General features: G+C 70.4%; 15 protein-coding genes and 3 pseudogenes. 5 read left to right on the forward strand and 13 right to left on the reverse strand.

Going from position 1 to position 17,897, the window contains the following annotated elements; translation table 11 throughout:
* Positions 1-50 precede the first annotated feature (50 nt).
* The 6 genes from ACIRC0_RS36725 to ACIRC0_RS36750 form a co-directional block, all read right to left on the reverse strand.
* The gene (locus tag ACIRC0_RS36725; protein WP_403625551.1) at positions 51-2,483 is read right to left on the reverse strand and encodes a SpoIIE family protein phosphatase; all 2,433 of its coding nucleotides are present in this window, start codon (positions 2,481-2,483) and stop codon (positions 51-53) included.
* 308 nt (positions 2,484-2,791) lie between these two features.
* Complete coding sequence (locus ACIRC0_RS36730; RefSeq protein ID WP_403625554.1) at positions 2,792-4,069, reverse strand: ABC transporter substrate-binding protein; 1,278 nt, start codon at positions 4,067-4,069, stop codon at positions 2,792-2,794.
* Positions 4,070-4,074: 5 nt separating this feature from the next.
* A complete protein-coding gene (locus ACIRC0_RS36735; RefSeq protein ID WP_403625556.1) occupies positions 4,075-5,259 on the reverse strand; it encodes a branched-chain amino acid ABC transporter permease in 1,185 nt (394 codons plus the stop codon).
* Entirely contained in the window at positions 5,256-6,137 is an 882-nt protein-coding gene (locus ACIRC0_RS36740) for a branched-chain amino acid ABC transporter permease (protein ID WP_403625559.1), read from the reverse strand. The genes ACIRC0_RS36735 and ACIRC0_RS36740 overlap by 4 nt, the downstream gene beginning before the upstream one ends.
* Before the next feature lie 5 nt (positions 6,138-6,142).
* Positions 6,143-6,931, reverse strand: coding sequence for an ABC transporter ATP-binding protein (locus ACIRC0_RS36745; RefSeq protein WP_403625562.1), 789 nt, complete (start codon positions 6,929-6,931; stop codon positions 6,143-6,145).
* Positions 6,928-7,686, reverse strand: a complete 759-nt coding sequence (locus ACIRC0_RS36750) for an ABC transporter ATP-binding protein (RefSeq protein WP_403625564.1) — start codon at positions 7,684-7,686, stop codon at positions 6,928-6,930. The genes ACIRC0_RS36745 and ACIRC0_RS36750 overlap by 4 nt, the downstream gene beginning before the upstream one ends.
* 188 nt (positions 7,687-7,874) lie before the next feature.
* On the opposite strand from ACIRC0_RS36750, the gene ACIRC0_RS36755 reads away from it, so the two are divergent.
* Both ACIRC0_RS36755 and ACIRC0_RS36760 read left to right on the forward strand, forming a co-directional pair.
* Positions 7,875-9,170 carry a PucR family transcriptional regulator gene (locus ACIRC0_RS36755; protein WP_403625567.1) on the forward strand — a complete coding sequence of 432 codons (1,296 nt, stop codon included), beginning with the start codon at positions 7,875-7,877 and terminating at the stop codon, positions 9,168-9,170.
* A complete protein-coding gene (locus ACIRC0_RS36760; RefSeq protein ID WP_403625570.1) occupies positions 9,167-9,832 on the forward strand; it encodes a TetR/AcrR family transcriptional regulator in 666 nt (221 codons plus the stop codon). The genes ACIRC0_RS36755 and ACIRC0_RS36760 overlap by 4 nt, the downstream gene beginning before the upstream one ends.
* Before the next feature lie 148 nt (positions 9,833-9,980).
* On the opposite strand, the gene ACIRC0_RS36765 is transcribed toward ACIRC0_RS36760, so the two are convergent.
* The 6 genes from ACIRC0_RS36765 to ACIRC0_RS36790 all read right to left on the reverse strand — a co-directional run bounded on the left by ACIRC0_RS36765 (position 9,981) and on the right by ACIRC0_RS36790 (position 15,064).
* On the reverse strand, positions 9,981-10,763 hold the full coding sequence (locus ACIRC0_RS36765; RefSeq protein ID WP_403625573.1) for an SDR family oxidoreductase: 783 nt from the start codon (positions 10,761-10,763) through the stop codon (positions 9,981-9,983).
* Position 10,764: 1 nt separating this feature from the next.
* Positions 10,765-11,994: an acyl-CoA dehydrogenase family protein gene (locus tag ACIRC0_RS36770; protein WP_403625575.1), complete on the reverse strand. Its 1,230-nt coding sequence runs from the start codon at positions 11,992-11,994 to the stop codon at positions 10,765-10,767.
* A 210-nt stretch (positions 11,995-12,204) separates the two neighbouring features.
* A complete protein-coding gene (locus tag ACIRC0_RS36775) occupies positions 12,205-12,897 on the reverse strand; it encodes a TetR/AcrR family transcriptional regulator (protein WP_403625578.1) in 693 nt (230 codons plus the stop codon).
* A gap of 10 nt (positions 12,898-12,907) precedes the next feature.
* The gene (locus ACIRC0_RS36780) at positions 12,908-13,117 is read right to left on the reverse strand and encodes a hypothetical protein (protein WP_403625581.1); all 210 of its coding nucleotides are present in this window, start codon (positions 13,115-13,117) and stop codon (positions 12,908-12,910) included.
* Between the two features lie 121 nt (positions 13,118-13,238).
* Complete coding sequence (locus tag ACIRC0_RS36785; protein ID WP_403625584.1) at positions 13,239-13,865, reverse strand: HAD family hydrolase; 627 nt, start codon at positions 13,863-13,865, stop codon at positions 13,239-13,241.
* Positions 13,865-15,064 (reverse strand): acetyl-CoA C-acyltransferase, encoded by a 1,200-nt coding sequence (locus ACIRC0_RS36790; protein ID WP_403625587.1) that lies wholly within the window; start codon positions 15,062-15,064, stop codon positions 13,865-13,867. Before ACIRC0_RS36790 ends, ACIRC0_RS36785 begins: the two co-directional genes overlap by 1 nt.
* A gap of 276 nt (positions 15,065-15,340) precedes the next feature.
* Here ACIRC0_RS36790 and ACIRC0_RS36795 point away from each other — a divergent pair, with 276 nt between their 5' ends.
* Complete coding sequence (locus ACIRC0_RS36795; protein WP_403625590.1) at positions 15,341-16,222, forward strand: alpha/beta fold hydrolase; 882 nt, start codon at positions 15,341-15,343, stop codon at positions 16,220-16,222.
* Between the two features lie 203 nt (positions 16,223-16,425).
* Positions 16,426-16,518 (forward strand): annotated as a pseudogene (locus tag ACIRC0_RS36800) (IS5/IS1182 family transposase); the annotation flags it as partial.
* A gap of 65 nt (positions 16,519-16,583) precedes the next feature.
* Here the strand turns inward: ACIRC0_RS36800 and ACIRC0_RS36805 are convergent.
* Positions 16,584-16,837 (reverse strand): annotated as a pseudogene (locus tag ACIRC0_RS36805) (transposase family protein); the annotation flags it as partial.
* A 284-nt stretch (positions 16,838-17,121) separates the two neighbouring features.
* On the opposite strand from ACIRC0_RS36805, the pseudogene ACIRC0_RS36810 reads away from it, so the two are divergent.
* Positions 17,122-17,897, forward strand: a pseudogene (locus ACIRC0_RS36810) (hypothetical protein); the annotation flags it as partial.

A 17,897-nucleotide genomic window follows, 5' to 3' on the forward strand; every position in this document is an offset into this window, starting at 1 on the left:
AGCGGCCTCGCCGCCGCTGTGGTCCGCCCGCCGGCCCACCCGGGCCGGCGTCAGGTGAACGCGCCTGCCAGTGGTTGTTCGGTCCACACGGTCTTGCCCTCACGGCTGTAGCGGGTGCCCCAGCGCTCGGCCATCTGGGCCACCAGGAACAGACCGCGCCCGCCCTCGTCGGTGGTACGGGCGCGGCGCAGATGTGGTGAGGTGTGACTGCTGTCGCTGACCTCGCACACCAGAGACCGTTCACGGATCAGCCGCAGGGTCGCGGGGCCGCTGGCGTACCGGTAGACGTTGGTGACCAGTTCACTGGCGATCAACTCGGTGGTGAACGCCAAGTGCTCCAGACCCCATTCGGCCAGCTTGGCCGAGGTCAGCGCCCGGGCTCGGGCCGCGCTGGCAGGCTCCGGCGGCAGACGCCAGGAGGCGACATCGGCCGGTGACAGCATGCGGGTGCGGGCGATCAGCAACGCGACGTCGTCGGCGGGGCGCGTGGGCACGAGTGAGTCGACGACCGCTTGGCATGTCTGTTCCAGCGCGTTCGCAGGGCGGGTGAGCGCTGCGCACAGCATGGTCAGGCCGATGTCGGCATCGATATGGCGTTCGCCGATCAGTCCGTTGGTGTACAGGCAGAGCAGGCTGCCCTCGGTCAGTTCGATGTCCCGGGCCTCGAACGGCAGGCCGCCCAGGCCGAGCGGTGGGCCGGCGGGCAGGTCGAGCAGCGCCACCTGTCCGCCGGGAGCGGTCACCACCGGCGGCGGATGGCCGGCGCGGGCCGCGGTGCACCGCCCGGAGACCGGGTCGTACACGGCGTACAGGCAGGTGGCGCCGACGACCTGCTCGCCCACGGGCCGCTCGCCGGCCGCTTCCTGTTCGGCCGCCAGCAGCAGGACCAGATCGTCCAGCCGGGAAAGGACCTCGTCCGGTTCCAGGTCGAGGCTGGCGAGCGTGTGTACGGCGGTGCGCAGCCGGCCCATGGTGGCGGCAGCGTGGATGCCACGTCCCACCACGTCGCCGACGACGAGGGCGACCCGGGCCCCGGACAGGGGAATGACGTCGAACCAGTCGCCGCCCAGGCCGGGGGCCGCGCTGGCCGGCAGGTACCGCAGAGCCACCTCGACGGCCGACTGGTCCGGGACCGTCCGGGGCAGCAGGCTGCTCTGCAGGGTGAACGCGGTCTGCTGTTGCTGGGTAAAGCGCCGGGCGTTGTCGATGGCGACGGCGGCGCGTGAGGCGAGTTCCTGGGCGAGGGTGAGATCGTCCGCCTCGAAGGGATCGGGGCGGCGCGAGCGCCACAGGGTCAGCACCCCCAGCACCAGGCCACGGGCGGCCAGGGGTACCACGATCAGCGAGTGGGCGCCCAGGTCCGGAGCGTGGGTCCCCTGGTGGCCTTCCGCCGAGAACCAGTCGGGCGGAAGCACCGGTTCCAGGACGGGCCGTCCCTCGGCCAGGCAGGCGGCCTGGGGTGTGTCCGGCGCGAACTGCACGGGCTCGCCCTGGGGGTGGGGCGGGCCGGCTTGCTGGGCACCGACGCCGCAGGCCCCCACGCGCACCACGGGCCCGCCCAGGGCGTGTGCCGGTTCCTCACCGCGGGTCACCGACTGCAGCAGATCCACCGAGGAGTGGTCGGCGAGGTGCGGCACCATCACCTCGGCGAGTTCGCGGGCGGTCTCCGCCACGTCGAGGGTGGTTCCGATACGGCTGCCGGCCTGGTCGAGGAGCGCGAGCCGACGCTGGGCCCGATGGCGGTCGGTGATGTCCTCGATCATCTCGGCCACCCCCAGGATGCGGCCGGAGGGGTCCTCCATCGGGAAGGAGGAGACCATCGCGACCCGCTCTCGTGCCGGTTCCCACTCCAGGCGAACGAGCTGCTCGGAGTAGACCGTCGGCCTTCCGGTCTCCATCACCTGGCGCACCCGGTCCACGGCCCTGCGTGCGTCGTCGGGGAGGAGGAAACAGCCGGTGGGCAGCCCCCGGAAGTCTGCTGCCGGGACGCCGCTGAAGCGTTCGATGGCCCGGTTGACCCGGAGAAGCCTCAGGTCGGGGCCGTGGACGACCAGGCCGATGGGGCACCGGCGGTACAGCCCGTCGAGCACCGCCCGGTCCCTTTGCCACTCCAGTACGTCAACCGCGAGTGCCCCGGCCAGCAACCACTCACGGACCCGGGCATCGCGTGCGACCGCGTGGGCCCTGACCCCCATCTCCAGGAGCCGTCCGTCGCGGTGCCGCACCTTCAACGCCCCGAACCAGCAGCCGGTTCTCCTGCAGCTCGCCACGGCCTCCCGGACAGCCGGCAGATCGCGGGGATCGACAAGGACCTCGTACGCCTGACGACCGATCACGGCTGTGTCCGGGTAGCCGAGCAGTTCCCCGGCCCGCCGGCTCCATCCGGTCACGGTTCCCCGGTCGTCGAGCACCGCCAGGGCGGCGAGGTGCAGAGCGAACGGATCGTCGTGGCTTTCGCTGAGCTCCGTCTTCCGCTTCTCCACCGCTGGACACCACCTCGTGCTCGGTCACCGAAGCTCTGCCACGGCCCCGGCCCCGGCCGGTGACCGGCGTGGCCGCGTCCGTGGCGGTGGCTCGACGTTCCCCAATGCGCGCTGACCTGCTCAGACCATGTAAGCCTATTGAACCGGGGGGCCGCGATCCCGCCCGCCGCGTGGCACGGCGTGGCGGGCACGAGGGGGTACGGCAGTCACGTCGGCCGCTCCTCAGCGGCCGACGGCCTCGCCGGCGCCGGTGACGGGCAAGGGCGGTCCGAGGGGTCAGGGCATCGACCGGGACCGCCCCCGCCTGCTCACTCCGCCAGTGGGCCGAACTCCTTCCGGGTGTCCACCGGCTTGCCGAACAGCTGCCACCGCTGGCCCTTGAACCGCATCAGCTGCATCGTCTCGAGCGGGAAGGCGTCGCCGGGCCCCGTGGACATGGTGACCCCGGGCAGCAGCAGGCCCACCTTCACATTCTTCAGATTGCGCACCGCGTCACGCAGCCCTTCTCTGGTCGGGCACTTCATCGCGTCCAGCGCCTTGTGCAGGCTGGAGGCGACGGCCCAGCCGTAGGCGTTGAACTGGTTGGCCGGGTCGGCGTCGGGGGCGTACTTGTGCAGGGCGCTGGTGTAGGTCTTCATCTCGGGGTCGTTCGCCCACTGCGGGTCGGCGGGGTCCTTGAAGTACGTCGCCGAGACCACGCCCTGGACGTTCTTGAACCCGACGGGCTGGAGCACGGCGGCGGACGAGGCCACGTTGTTCACGATGTGCAGCGGGTTCCACCTGGTGTTCCTGGCATCGGCGGCGAGGGCCTGGCTGCCGAACTTGGGGGTGGTGACGTCCAGCAGCACGTCCGCCTTGGAGCGGGCGAGGTTCGCCATCTGCGCCGAGACGGAGGGGTCGGTGACCTCGTAGCTCTCCTTGGCGACCACCTTGACGCCGCTGCCGGCGACGGCCTTCTCGAACCCGCCGAGCAGGTCCTTGCCGAAGTCGTCGTTCTGGTAGAGGACCCCGACCCTGGCCTTCGGTCTCGCGTCCTTGAGGTACTTGGCGTACACCCGTGCCTCTGCCACGTAGTTGGGCTGCCACCCGATGGTCCACGGGTGCTTGTGGTCCGTGCCCCAGAGGGAGGCGCCCGTGGCGACGAAGGGCTGCGGCACCTTCTGCTTGTCGAGGTAGTCCCACACCGCTGCGGTGGACGGCGTGCCCAGGGTCTGGAACACGGCGAAGACCTTGTCGTGCTCGACCAGTCTGCGGGCCTCCTCGACCGCCTTGGGCGGCTGGTAGCCGTCGTCGCGGACGATGAACTGCACCTTGCGGCCGTCTATGCCGCCTTGGTCGTTGACGTACTTGAAGTAGGCGGCCACGCCCTTGCTGATCGTGCCGTACGCGGAGGCCGGTCCCGACAGCGGGTAGATGCCGCCGAGCTTGATGGTCTTGTCGGTGATGCCGGTGGTCTGCTGCCCCTTGCACGCGCCACCGGCGACGGTGTCCTGGGCGTCCTGTCCTCGCCGGCTGCTGCAGGCGGTGACGGTGAGCAGGGCGGCGGTGGCGGCCGCGGCCGCCCGCAGAGCGGTGGTCTTGCGCATGTGAGTCATTCCTTTTCCGTGCGGGGCGGTGCGCCCACGGGTTCGGCGTCGGCAACGGCGGGGTTCGCGGGGTCGAGAGGCGCGGAGGGTGCGGATGGGGCCTGGGACTTCGGCTCCGCATCCGGTGCGGAGCCGGCTGGTGACTTCGGCTCCGCCTCGGGCTCGGATACGGCCTCGGGCGTCCGGACGAGGGTCGCGGCGGTGTGGGGCCGGCGACGGGCGACAGCGGCCCGGACACGGTCCGGCAGGCCGGCGAGTCCCGTCGGGGCCACGAACATCACCGCGATGATCAGCAGGCCGAACACCACGCCCGGTGCCGCCTCGCTGAGGTCCTGGGACACGCTCGGCACGTACATCACGAACGCCGCCCCCAGCAGGGGGCCGTACAGCGAGGCCAGCCCCCCGACCACCAGGCCGGCCAGCAGCGTGATGGACAGCACGAAGCTGAAGGAGTCGGGCGAGACGAAGCCGATCACCCAGGTGTACAGACACCCGGCGACACCCGCGAACATCGCGCTCCACGCGAAGGCGAGGGTCTTGTGCAGCGACAGCCGTACGCCCATCACCTCGGCGGCGCTCTCGTTGTCCCGCACGGCGAGCAGGGCCCGGCCGACCCGGGACCGCAGCAGGTTGCGGACGAGCAGCAGCGCCACCGCGGTGACGGCGAGGACGACGAAGTACATCCACTGGTCCTCGGCCAGCCCGCTCCATGCGGGCGGCTGCAGCTTGTCCACGGTCAGGCCCATGGAGCCGCCCGTCACCGGTTCGAGCCGCTTGAGCAGGGGCGGCAGGAACACCGCGAACGAGAGGGTGACCAGGGCCAGGTACAGCCCGCGCAGTCGCAGCGCGGGCACTCCGAACCCCAGGCCGAGGAGGAAGCATCCTGCGGCCGCGACCGGCAGCGTGGCCAGGTGGCCGGTGTCGTACCGGTCGAGCATGACCGCCGTCGTATAGGCGCCCGCCGCGAAGAACGCGCCGTGCCCGAGCGAGATCTGCCCGCCGAAACCGACCAGCAGGTTCAGTCCGGCCAGCGCCACGGCGTACAGGAGCACCATGGTCAGCTGGAAGACCTGGAAGGGGGCGAAGTAGAACGGTATGCAGCCGGCGACTGCGGCCGCGAGCAGCGCGGTGAGTGCGGCCCGCACGCGCCGGGCCCGGCCGGTACCGAGTGCCGCTGTGACGGTGCTCATGCGCGCTCCACCGCCGCCCGTCCGAAGAGGCCCTGGGGCCGCACCAGCAGCACCGCCAGGATGATCACCAGGGGGACGCCCACCTTCAGGTCCTCACCGATGACGTCCACGTACGCCCCGGTCAGCGTCTCGGCGACGCCCACGAACAGGCCGCCGACGACCGCGCCGACCGGGCTGTCGAAGCCCCCGAGGGTGGCCGCGGCGAACGCGTAGATCAGCACTCCGCCCATCATGTTGGGCTCCAGGAACAGCAGCGGGGCGACGAGCACGCCCGACACCGCACCGACCGTCGCCGCCAGCCCCCAGCCGAGCATCAGCACCCGGCTCACCCGGATGCCCGACAGGCGGGCGGAGGCCGGGTTGCAGGCGGCCGCCCGCATCACCAGGCCGATGGGGGTGTGCTGGAACAGCAGATACAGCAGGCCCATCACGACGGCCACGGCGCCGAGGATCCCGAGCGTCGACCAGTCCACGCGCACCCCGGCCAGGTCAAGCCCACCGTCGGGGAACGGCTGCGGGAAGTCCTTCACGGTGAACGACCAGATGAGGCCTGCCAGCGCGTTGACGAGGATGAACAGTCCGACCGTGACGATGACCACCGTCAGCTCGGGCGCGCCCCGCACGGGGCGGATGACGATCCGCTCGACCAGCATGCCGCCGGCGAAGGACACCGCGAGGGTGACCGGCAGCGCCAGCCAGAACGGCATCCCGGACGCCACCAGCTGCCAGGCGACGTACGTAGAGAGCATGGCCAGCTCGCCCTGCGCGAAGTTGACGATCCCGGTGAACCGGTGGATCAGCACCAGGGCCAGCGCCAGGCTGGCGTACACCGCGCCGGCCCCCAGTCCTTCCACCACTTGCTGGAGAAGATCGGTCACGGCGCTCACCCGGCCTTCCGGGAGCGGACGGAGACACCGAGGTACACCTCGGCGACCTGACCGTCCTCTCGGATCTGCTGGGCCGGTCCGGACAGCACCAGGCGGCCGGCCTCCAGTACGTGCGCCCGGTGCGCGATGTCCAGCGCGAGCTGGGCGTTCTGCTCGACGACGACCACGGTGGTGCGTTCCTCCTCGTTGACGGCACGGACGATCTCGAACAGCTCGCGGGTGACCAGCGGCGCGAGCCCCAGGGACGGCTCGTCCAGGAGCAGCAGCGAGGGCCGCAGCATCAGCGCCCTGCCGATGGCGAGCATCTGCTGCTCCCCGCCGCTGAGGCTGCCGGCGGCCTGCCGCGACCGCTGGCGCAGCTTGGGGAAGTAGCCGTGGATCCGCTCCAGGTCGGCCGCCACGGCCGCGCGCTCGGCACGGCGCCGCGGCAGCAGACCGGTGCGCAGGTGGGCGCCGATGCGCAGGTTCTCCTCGACGGTCAGGTCGTTGAAGGTGCCCCGGCCCTCGGGCACATGGGCCACGCCGAGCCGGGCGGCCTGCTCGGGCGAGCGGCCCAACAGCTCCGTGCCGTTCAGGGTGACCGAGCCACGGCCGCGGACCATGCCGCACAGCGCCCGCAGCGTCGTGGTCTTGCCCGCGCCGTTGGGTCCGAGGATCGCGCACACCTCGCCGCGGGCGACGGAGAAGTCGAGGCCCTGGAGCACGCGGGCCTGGCCGTATCCGGCGTGCAGGCCGGAGACCTTGAGGAAGTCCGGCTCCCTGCGGTCGGTGGTGGACTCGCTCATGCGGCCACCCCCAGGTACGCCTCGACGACCGCGGGATCGCGCTGGATGTCCGCCGGAGAGCCCTCGGCGATCTTGCGGCCGAAGTCGAGGCAGACCACCTTGTCGCACAGGCCCATCACGAACCCCATGTGGTGTTCGACCACCACGAGCGTGAGATCGAAGCCCTGGCGCACCGAGCGGACCAGATCCGCGAATTCGTCGACCTCTCCGTGACTGAGCCCGTTGACGGGTTCGTCGAGCAGCAACAGCCGGGGCCGTACCGCGAGCGCCCGGGCGAGTTCGACACGTTTGAGGGTGCCGAACGGCAGCCCGGCGGCGGGGTGGTCGGCGACGTCCGCGAGGCCGAGCCGTCGTAGCAGGTCGTCCGCCTGGTCACGTAGTTCCCTCTCCTCTCGCCGGACGCGGGGCAGCCGCAGGGCCGCGGCGAGGTGGCCGGTGCGTCCCCGGCTGTGGGCGCCGACCATGACGTTCTCCCGGACCGTGAGCCGCGCGAACAGTCCGAGGTTCTGGAAGGTGCGGGCGATGCCACGCCCGGCCACGGCGTGCGGCGGAAGGGCGAGCAGGTCCTCGCCGTCGAACCGCACCGTTCCCGCATCCGGGGTGCAGCGCCTGGTGAGGCAGTTGAACAAGGTGGTCTTGCCGGCTCCGTTCGGACCGATGAGCCCTACGGCGGTGCCGGGCTCTACGGTGAACGCGACACCGTCCAAGGCCGTGATCCCGCCGAAACGCACGGTGATACCGTCGACCGTGAGCATGAGTGACGCCCTTTCCGACGTGCTGGGGGGTGGGCGAGCGTCACAGTAGGTGGGGGCGTTCGAGGCGCACATTGGGTGCGAGCACCCAACTTCCCGGTCGCCGGACTGTGCGCCGCGCACAGGTACGGCGGGATGTCTCACTCCGGGCCTGTTGACGGAACACGAGGCGGACGGCGACGATCGGCGCCATGCCTCGCGGTCCCGCTCCGGGCACTCCCCCACTCTCCGAACCGCTCCGCCGGGAGCGGCGGCGGATCCTGCACGCCGTCCACGACCGGGTCGAGGAGGTGGCGGGGACCGCCGTAGAGGTGATGCGCGCCGAGATCCCGTCGTACGCGCTGCAGGACGAGCGGTTCTTCGCCGAGGTACGGGAGCAGGTGCTCGAGCACTACCGGATGCAGTTGGCGGCGCTGGCCGGCGACCGTGACATCGCTCCCGAGGACCTCTTCTTCAGTCGCGCGGCAGCCATGCGCCGGGCACGCGCGGGATTCGCGCTGGAGGACTGGATCAGTGCCTTTCGGGTCGGCCGGCAGGTGATGTGGGACGCGCTGCTGGAGTGCGCCGGCACGTCCGCCGAGGCCCAGCAGGCCGCGCTGTCCCTCGTCACCCCGCTGATGCGGTACGTCGACTACGCCAGCACCCATGCCGCGCAGGCATACGTCGAGTACCAGCAGCACGTCGTGGCGGACGCGGACCGGGAGCGACGGGATCTCCTGGACCGGCTCCTGGCCGGGGTGGCACCGACGCACGGTCCGCTGTCCGCCGCGGCGCAGGCGTACGGCATCGGACCGCGCTCGCCGATGATGGCGGTCGTGGCGGTGTGCGTCGGCGACACCCGCACCGGGGACGTCACCTCGGCCGAAAACGGGTACGCGACCAGCGCGTCGATCATCGTGGCCGGGCCATGGGCCGGCAGAACCCTGGTCGTCGTACGCCACGGCGAGGTGGTGGCCGTGCCCGTGGTCCGGGCCGGCATGAACGCCGAGGACATCTGCGCCCACTTCGAGGCCGTGCAGCGGCGACTCGCGCGGGAGGGCACCCTGCTCTCCATGGGGATCAGCACGGTCGCGCAAGGCGCGTCCGAACTGCCGCGCGCCTACGAGGAGGCGCGGGCCGTCCTGGACCTGGTGCCGAGCGGGGGCGGGGTGGCGGCGCTGCCGCGGCTGTCGCCGTTCGACTACCTGGCGCTGCGCGCCGACGACCTCGCCCGGCAGCTGGTCGATCCCCGTGTGCGGGTGCTGCTGGAGGAGGACCGCAGACGCGGCGACACGCTGGCCGCCACCATACGGGCGTTCGCGGGGGCGGACCTCAATCTGCGGCTGGCCGCCGACCGGTTGAGGGTGCATCACAACACGGCGCACTACCGGTTGCGCCGGATCGAGGAACGCACCGGCCGCAATCCGCGCCGGATCGCCGACCTCCTGGAACTGCTGGTCGCCCTGGCCATCCGCGACGGGGCTGGAGAAGGTGAGGATCACCAATGAGCGGCATCGTGGAGTCCGCCGGGACCGAGGCGGCACCTCAACTGCCGTACGGGCAGGGGAACATGGGCCTGACGGAGGGGCGCGCCGGGCAGGACCGAACCGTCCGCCGTGAGCTACTGGACGCCGCGCTGGAGGTGTTCACCGAGCGCGGTTACACCGACGCCGGCCTCACCGAGATCGCGGCGCGCTCCGGTATCCCGGCGGGCACCCTCTTCCAGCACTACGGCGGAAAGCGCGGGCTCTACCTCGCCCTGTGGGAGGAGTTCCGGGAGGAGCAGGAGCGCCGGACCGCGGCCACGCTGACCGCCGAGCGCAGCCGTGGCGTGGACGACCCCGTCGCCCTCTTCGTGGCCGGAGCCAGGTCCTATCTGGGGGGAGCTTGGGACAACCGGCGGCTCGCCAGACTCCTGGCGGAAGACGACGGCCCGGCCGGCTTCGACGCGCTGCGCCGCCAGTGGGACCGCGCCTGGGTACGGCGCAACGCCCGGTTGCTGGAAGTGGACGAACAGCGACGCGCCGGCCGGGTCCGGGTGAGCGTGCTGACCACCGTCATCGGAGGGGCGGCGCGCGAGCTGGGGGACTGCGAGGACCAGGCGGAGGCCCGGGAGATCGTGGACGAGGTCTGCGGCATCCTGATCCATCTGTCGACACCGCCCGGCTGAAACGCCCGGCGCATGCCCCGGCGGGGCGCCGCATGTCCGGGCCCCCTCGACTCCGCACGCCCCGATTTCTGCGCCTGGAAGGGCCGAGTCGACGCCGGGGTCTCGACCAGCGGATCACCGCTCCGGCGTCACTCCTACGGTGTCCGCCCTACAGGCCGGCACCGGCTCCTTGTCTGAACGGGAGCGCGTCACCGAGCAGTTGACCGCCGTCGATCACCATCGTCTCGCCGGTGATCCAGCTCGCGGCGTCCGAGACGAGAAAGGTGACCGCCGAGGCGATGTCGGCCGGCTCCCCTATGCGCCCCAGGGCCGTCGCGGCGGACACGGCCTGTTCGTGCTCCTTCCACAGAGCCTCGGCGAGCTTTGTGCGCACCACACCCGGTGCCACCGCGTTCACCCGGACCGTCGGCGAGAGCTCGAGGGCCAGTTGCTTCGTGAGGTGGATGAGCGCGGCCTTGGACGCGTTGTACAAACCGATGTTCGCCTCGAAGGCCATGCCGCCGACCGATGCGGTGTTCACGACCGCGCCGCCGTGTTCGCCCATCCAGGCCCGCGTGGCCAGACCCGTCCACAGGACGGGAGCCCACAGGTTCACGTCGAAGATCTTGGCGAACCGGCCGTGGTCCTGGTCGATGACGGGTCCGAAGGCCGGGTTGGTGCCCGCGTTGTTGACGAGGATGTCCAGGCTTCCGAAGCGTTCGAGCGTCAATTCCACGCAGCGCCGGGCCGCCTCTTCGTCGACCGCGTGCGCACCGATGCCGATCGCTGTGCCCCCGACCTGGGCCGCGGCGGCCTCCGCCGCCTCCTGGGACCGGGAGGTGAGGACGACGTTTCCGCCGGCGGCGGCGATGGACTGGGCGATGGCCAGCCCGATGCCGCGTGAGGCTCCGGTGACCACGGCGGTTCGGCCGGTGAGATCGAGTCCCGCCATCTCAGCTCACCGCCGCAGCGGCCTGGTCGCGGTACTGCCGCAGTTCCTGCTTGGCGATGGCCCGCTTGTGGACCTCGTCGGGACCGTCCGCCAGCCGCAGCGTCCGCAGCCCCGCGTACATCATGGCCAGTGGGAAGTCGTCGGTCACTCCCGCTCCCCCGTGCACCTGGATCGCGCGGTCGACGATCTTCAACGCGATGTTCGGGGCGGCAACCTTGATGGCGGCGATCTCGGTGCGCGCTTCCTTGTTCCCGACCGTGTCCATCATGTGCGCCGCCTTGAGTGTGAGCAGGCGGACCATCTCGATGTCGATCCGCGCTTCCGCGATCCAGTCCTGGATGTTGGACCGCTCGGCGAGCGGACTGCCGAAGGTCACGCGTGACTGCGCGCGCCGGCACATCAGCTCCAGCGCCCGTTCGGCCGCGCCGATGGCCCGCATGCAGTGGTGGATACGACCGGGACCGAGCCGGGCCTGACTGATCGCGAACCCCTCTCCCTCACCCTTGAGGAGGTCCTTGGCCGGCACCCGTACGTCGCGGAAGTCGATCTCGGCGTGCCCCTCGCGGTCCTGGTAGCCGAACACCGGCAGGCCGCGCAGCACCGTGATCCCGGGGGCGTCGATCGGGACGACCATCATCGACTGCTGCCGGTGCGGGGCGGCGGTGGGGTCCGTCTTCCCCATGACGATGAGCACCTTGCAGTTGCGGTGCAGGGCGTTGGACGCGAACCACTTGCGGCCGTTGAGCACGTAGTCGTCGCCGTCGCGCTCCATCCGCAGCTCGATGTTGGTGGCGTCGGAACTGGCGACCCGCGGCTCGGTCATCGCGAAGGCCGAGGCCATCGTCCCGTCGAGCAGGGGCTTGAGGTACTTCTCCTTGTGCTCGTCGCTGCCGAACAGCGTGAGCACCTCCATGTTGCCGGTGTCGGGGGCGTTGCAGTTGCAGGCTTCCGAGGCGATGTGACTGCGCCCCATGATCTCCGCCAGCGGCGCGTACTCCAGGTTCGTCAGCCCGGGGCCCCACTCCGGGTGCGGGTGGAAGAGGTTCCACAGCCCGCGCCGACGCGCCTCCGCCTTGAGTTCCTCGATGATCGGCGGCTGGAAGTGCGGGTCACCCGACGCGCGCATCTGCTCGTGGTACACCGCCTCAGCGGGGTAGACGTGCGCATCCATGAACTCGAGCAGATCCGCCTGGTACTTCTTGGCGCGCTCCGACGTGTCGAACAGGGACATCCGGACTCCTGACAGGTAGGGGGACCCACTCTGTATAGTTGAATCTGGCGTCAGGTTCAATAGATGGGTGTGCGGCCCCACACGGAGAAGCCGCCCACACCCAGGGGCGTGAGCGGCTCACGGGATCGAGCGTCAGGAGTGATCGAGCGTCAGAGTGAAGGCGCCCGGGGTATCGGGCGTGCGGAGGCAGGCGGTCAAAGCGGCCCGGATTCAGCGGTGACCGGGGAACCGCAGGGCGTTCGCCCAGAGCCGGGTGACCGTGGACACCAGCTCCTCGAAGTCCGGCGGCGCACCCTCTTCGTGCTCTTCACAGACCACGAATGCGTTGTACGCCATGACGCTGACCATGCCCGACAGCGCACGGGAGGCCATCATCGGATCGACCTCACGGTCTGCGACCCCCCGCGCCTGCAGCTCGGCGATGCCGCGGGCATTGCGGCGGATGAACGCGTCCCCGCGCCGCCTGCGGAAGTCCCGGAACTCGGGCTCCACCTGGGCGACCTGCTCGAGCAGCGCCATCAGCTTCGCATTGCGTCTGTACGCCTCGAGATAGGCGCGATTGCTCGCCTCGAGCACCGCATAGGGATCGTCAGTGTCCTGCACCCGGCCCATGCCGGGGTGCATCATGTCCTCCTGCGCCTCCAGGAGGACCGCGGCTAGCACCTCTTCCTTGTTGGCGAAGTAGGTGTAGAAGGACCCCGCCGCGCACTGCGCCTCTTTGGTGATGTCGGTCAGGCGTGTGTCGAGGTAGCCGTCCCGTTCGAAGACCTTCCGCGCGGCCTTCACCAGAGCCGCCCGTGTCCGCGCCCCGCGCTTCGTCGTGGGCGGCTCGCGAAGATGGGAGAGCGGCGCCATGGGCGGTGCGGTCTCGCTGTCGATCTCCTCGGGCGCGGTGGTGTCCATTCCCGGGACTTTACTTGAAACCGACGCCATAGTCACAAACCCCCAAGGGGCGCCCAACGACGGTTCGATGTCCCGCTTCGGCGGCGGCCAAGGCGCCCGCGTACCGTACGCTCGCGCCACGCAACTGAAGGTAGGTCCACTCATCCGCAGCACCGCGCAGCGCGATGCTGTCCGGAGTGGCGGCCGCGTGGCGGCACACGGGATCGAAGACGCTGGTCATGGGCGGTGCCTTCCGGGGATGTGAGCGGGTGGCGGTGCGGGGTCCGTCTCGCCGATCAGTCGACCTGGCCCGCCCTCGGCATGAAGTCCGCCGCCGACGTGGCCGAAGGCGCGCCGATCGGTCAGCCGGTGATGCCGAAGCATTCGGTGAGCCGGCGGCGGGTGTCGGCGGCACTGGTGTGCAGCACGCCCCCGATGCCGATCCGCGCCGCTCCGTCGAGGTTCTGCTGCAGATCGTCGATCATGACCGCCTCCTCGGGGTCGACGCCGAGGCGTTCGCAGGCGATCGCGTAGATCCGCCGGGAAGGCTTGCGGATCCCGACCTCGGCGGAGATGACGACGACATCGGCGACAGCGGCGAGGTCGACGCCCTCGTAGGTTCCGGTTCCGAACGAATTCGACACCAGCGCAACGGGATAGCCGGCAGCCCGGAGATCACCGAGCAGCGCGAGCATGTCCTGGTCGATCGACATTCCCGCCTGCATCCGGGCCGTGAGCCCCTCCGCCGCCACGTCGACGCCGTGGACCCGCAGACGCTCGGCGAATCCCCGCTCGAAGGCCTCGGCGTCGATACGGCCGCACTCGTGGTCGGTCAGGAGGGTGCGTGACGGCTGGTCCCGGGCGAGGAGGTCCAGCGGCAGGCGCGGGTCGCCGCCGAGCGAGGCGCCGAAGTCGGTGAAGGCCCGCAGCACACTGGAGGTGATGACCCCGCCGAAGTCCACCAGGACGGCGGTTCGGTCCTTTGCCATCAGGCGACCTCGAACAGCCCGGCCGCGCCCATTCCGCCGCCGACACACATCGAGATCACCACATACCGGACACCGCGCCGCTTGCCCTCGATGAGGGCGTGACCCACCAGGCGGGCACCGGTCATTCCGTACGGATGGCCGACCGAGATCGCGCCGCCGTTGACGTTGAACCGCTCCGGGTCGATGTGCAGTTCGTCGCGGCAGTACAACGCCTGGGAGGCGAACGCCTCGTTGAGTTCCCACAGGCCGATGTCGTCGATGGTGAGGTTGTGCTGCTTCAGGAGTTTCGGAATGGCGAACACCGGGCCGATGCCCATCTCGTCCGGCCCGCAACCGGCGACGGTCATACCCCGGTAGACGCCCAGCGGTTGAAGTCCCCGGCGCTCGGCCTCCTTCGCCTCCATCAGCACCGACGCCGACGCTCCGTCCGACAACTGCGAGGAATTGCCCGCCGTCACGCTGGAATGCGCGCTCACCTGACCGTCGGGCAGCACCGGCGCCAGCCCGGCCAGGCCTTCGAGCGTCGTGGACGCGCGGTTGCCCTCGTCCCGGGTCAGGGTGATCTCTTCCTCCCGCACCTCCCCGGACTGCTTGTCGAGGACCTTCTTCACACTGGTGAGCGGGACGATCTCGGGGTCGAACCGGCCGGCCTCCTGCGCAGCCGCGGTGCGCTGCTGCGACACCAGCGCGAACTCGTCCTGGCGTTCGCGGCTCACGCCGTAGCGTTCGGCGACGATCTCCGCCGTCTGCAGCATCGGCATGTAGATGCTCGGCTTGTGCTCGACCAGCCAGGGGTCCGCCGCGCGGTGGGTGTTCATGTGGTCGTTCTGCACCAGGGAGATCGACTCGACACCGGCGCCGACAGCGATCTGCATGCCGTCCGCGACGATCTGCTTGGCGGCCGTCGCGATGGCCATCAGACCGGACGAGCACTGCCGGTCGATCGTCATCCCCGACACGGCGTCCGGGAGTCCGGCACGGAGCACGGCCTGGCGCGCGACGTTGAAGCCGGCCGACCCCTGCTGCGCGGCGCAGCCGAAGATGACGTCCTCGACCTCGCTTCCTTCGAGCCCAGCGCGCCGCACCGCGTGCGAAAGGGCATGGGCGGCGAGTTCCTGCGCCTGGGTGTCGTTGAACGCGCCGCGGTAGGCCTTTCCGATCGGCGTCCGTGCCGTCGAAACGATGACTGCTTCCCTCATGTCGACTCCCTGCTTCCTTTTGGCCCGGTTCGTCCGGGTGCTTCGGGACCGGAATTCCGAGCTCCGTGAGCCGGGCTCGATGCCGGTGGGCGGGACCGAACGCCAACTGCGGCGCTTGGCTTGCTCATTGACCGCCTTCACCGTTGTCCGACGACATGCGCCATGGCCACGGGGGTGACGGGAGCCGGCCTCCGGATCGGTTATAGTTGAATTCGGCGTCATGTTCAACCGAGCCGCCGCGCAACAGACCGACCAGTCGGTATGGAAAGGTGAACCGTGACCGAGCTCGGCATCTCCACGGCTGCGGGCGTGTTCGACGCGATCGCGGCCGGTCCGCCCGAGGGCCGCCCGGTGCTGCTGCTGCACGGCTTCCCGCAGACGGGGCTGGTGTGGCGGCGGCAGATCGCGGCGTTGGCCGCGCACGGCTACCGGGTGGTGGCACCCGACCAACGCGGGTACTCCCCCGGCGCCCGCCCCCGGCGGCCCGAGGACTATCGCGTCGATCTCCTCGTCGACGACGTGGTCGCGATCAGCGAGGAACTGGGCTGGGCGACGTTCGACCTGGTCGGCCACGACTGGGGCGGCGCGGTGGCCTGGTGGACCGCGCACGCCCACCCCGGCCGCGTACGCACGCTGACGGTCGTCTCGACCCCGCACCCCGGCGCTCTGGCCACCACCCTGCGCACCGACCAGGACCAGCGCGCACGCTCGCGCTACATGATCGACTGGCGCGAAACACCCGCGACCGAAGAACGCATGCTCGCGCACGACGCCCAAGAGCTTCGCGCCGTCTTCGCCGGAAAGGTCCCGCAGGGCAGCGCCGAGGCCTACGTACGGCACCTGTCCCAGCCGGGCGCTCTCACCGCGGCGCTGAACTGGTACCGGGCCGACCGTCCCGACGGTGCGATCGGCGTCATCGACGTACCCACGCTGTACGTATGGAGCACGCAGGACGGCGCGTTCGGCCCGGCTGCCGCACAGGAGACCGCACGGTGGGTCAACGGGCCGTACCGGTTCGAGACCCTCCAGGGCGTCAGCCACTGGGTCCCCGAGGAGGCACCCGAGACGCTGAGCCGCCTGCTGCTCGAACACCTGCGGGCGCACGGCGAGTACGGAACCGCAGCCAACACCCCATTCGTCGACTCCCCGAAGCGGTGACCCCGTGAAGACAGCACGCGCGGCCTGGCGCCGCCTCGAACCCGTCCACGCCATGATCTACTTCGCGCCCTAGGCAAGACGACGGTACGCGGACCTCGGCCTGAGCGGACGCGCCGGGTACTTCACCTCCCGGAGCGCCGCCGTCGGCCGGGCATCCGCCGAGCTGGGGGTTGGTACTGGTGGGCTCGCGTGATCAATCGTCGCCGATCCTGCGCGACTGCCGCCTCAAGGGCGACGGCGTACACCACGCCGTGCTCGGCATCGCCCGCCTGCACAACCTCGCCCTCGCCAGGTGACTAGGAAGTCGAGCAGGTCAGCCAGCACCCCGTAGATCATTTACGGGACAAGGCTTAGTCACGAGCCCCAGTCCGAAGAGGACGCGGTTCGCAGCCGACTTGGACAGGCCGAGCAGTGGAGCAAGCTGGCGGAGCGTCAAGCTCGTGCGCCAGTACGTCGCATCAGCAACAGCCGTTCCTCCAGAGGCAGAGCCCATGGCCGGTCCCGGCGGACAGTGTCGGCCTCGTTGCGCCGCAGTACGGCCACCAGCTTCGCGAACCGGCGCGGACTCAGTCCGGTAATCGGCGATATCCAGGAGGGCTCCGAAGCCGTGATCACCCAGCCACACCGGGATCGTCACATCAGGATCGGCCCGGCGCCAGGGCGCACGTTCTCGTATGGCGAGACATTGAGACGACATCCTCAATTTGACTGATTGTCGAGCTTAGCGAAACAGAGCGCAGCACTGGATGATCAAGGTATCTGAAGCCGCCGACCGGACGCCTTGCCGGGTGCCATGAAGGCGCATACGTCGAGTCCGCTTCCGGTGATCAGTCGCTTCGCGGCCGGATGCCAGACTACGTGGCCCGGAAGTGATTCATGAAAAGGGAGCTTCATCACCCATGCTGAGATGGATACGCCGCACCGGCGCCGCGGCGGTGGCGACGGCGGCCATGTTGGCCGTCGCCCTGCCCGCGCAGCCAGCGGCCGCCGTGAGCGCGCCGAACGGCTCGGTCGTGCCGGCCTCGGTCACCCGCATCACCCCCGCCGATACCTGGCGGCTCGCCTCCACCGAAACCGGCCCCGTGGCGGCCGGGCAGGAGACCCGATTCGGGCAGTACGCCACGGCCGTGGAGAACGGCGGCATCCCCAAGACCGGCCTCTCCACTGTCCTCGCCGACCTCAACGCTACCGGCCGGGCGCTGTGCCACGACACCAACGCCGCCGGTGCTCAGGGCTTCTGCTGGGATGACACCTGGGGCGACGACAGCGGCATGACGTACGTGCCGCAGGGCGTGACCGGCTCCGGCGCGGCCCGCGGCAACGAACTCCTCACCGGCGGGCGCCGCGTCGTGGTCGCAAGCTGGCACAGCGACAAGGACAACCCGGCCGGCAAGGACAACCTGATGCGGGTCACCTTCGCCGACGTGACCGACCCGGTGGTGCGCTACCGCCATGTCCTCCTTGTCACCCCGACCGCCACCGGCTACACCGCCCTGCCCGGCCACGCCGACTCCGTGACCTGGTACGGCAAGTACCTCTACGTCTCCAACGCCGGCGGCCTCGCCGTCTTCGACCTGACCCGCATCTGGCGCACCGACGAGAACAGCGGCTCCGTCGGTGCCTCGGGCGGCACGTACTCCGCGGCCTGGCACAAGTACGCGCTGCCGCAGATCGA

The organism is Streptomyces sp. NPDC093984 (genome assembly GCF_044764595.1).
Taxonomy (GTDB): domain Bacteria; phylum Actinomycetota; class Actinomycetes; order Streptomycetales; family Streptomycetaceae; genus Streptomyces; species Streptomyces cynarae.

Bases quoted from the DNA above. Each gene is read 5' to 3' on its own strand.
- ACIRC0_RS36735 (WP_403625556.1), bottom strand. From the start codon at position 5,259: ATGAGCACCGTCACAGCGGCACTCGGTACCGGCCGGGCCCGGCGCGTG.
- ACIRC0_RS36775 (WP_403625578.1), bottom strand. From the start codon at position 12,897: ATGGACACCACCGCGCCCGAGGAGATCGACAGCGAGACCGCACCGCCC.
- ACIRC0_RS36760 (WP_403625570.1), top strand. From the start codon at position 9,167: ATGAGCGGCATCGTGGAGTCCGCCGGGACCGAGGCGGCACCTCAACTG.
- ACIRC0_RS36770 (WP_403625575.1), bottom strand. From the start codon at position 11,994: ATGTCCCTGTTCGACACGTCGGAGCGCGCCAAGAAGTACCAGGCGGAT.
- ACIRC0_RS36790 (WP_403625587.1), bottom strand. From the start codon at position 15,064: ATGAGGGAAGCAGTCATCGTTTCGACGGCACGGACGCCGATCGGAAAG.
- ACIRC0_RS36730 (WP_403625554.1), bottom strand. From the start codon at position 4,069: ATGCGCAAGACCACCGCTCTGCGGGCGGCCGCGGCCGCCACCGCCGCC.
- ACIRC0_RS36780 (WP_403625581.1), bottom strand. From the start codon at position 13,117: ATGACCAGCGTCTTCGATCCCGTGTGCCGCCACGCGGCCGCCACTCCG.
- ACIRC0_RS36745 (WP_403625562.1), bottom strand. From the start codon at position 6,931: ATGAGCGAGTCCACCACCGACCGCAGGGAGCCGGACTTCCTCAAGGTC.
- ACIRC0_RS36785 (WP_403625584.1), bottom strand. From the start codon at position 13,865: ATGGCAAAGGACCGAACCGCCGTCCTGGTGGACTTCGGCGGGGTCATC.
- ACIRC0_RS36755 (WP_403625567.1), top strand. From the start codon at position 7,875: ATGCCTCGCGGTCCCGCTCCGGGCACTCCCCCACTCTCCGAACCGCTC.
- ACIRC0_RS36765 (WP_403625573.1), bottom strand. From the start codon at position 10,763: ATGGCGGGACTCGATCTCACCGGCCGAACCGCCGTGGTCACCGGAGCC.
- ACIRC0_RS36750 (WP_403625564.1), bottom strand. From the start codon at position 7,686: ATGCTCACGGTCGACGGTATCACCGTGCGTTTCGGCGGGATCACGGCC.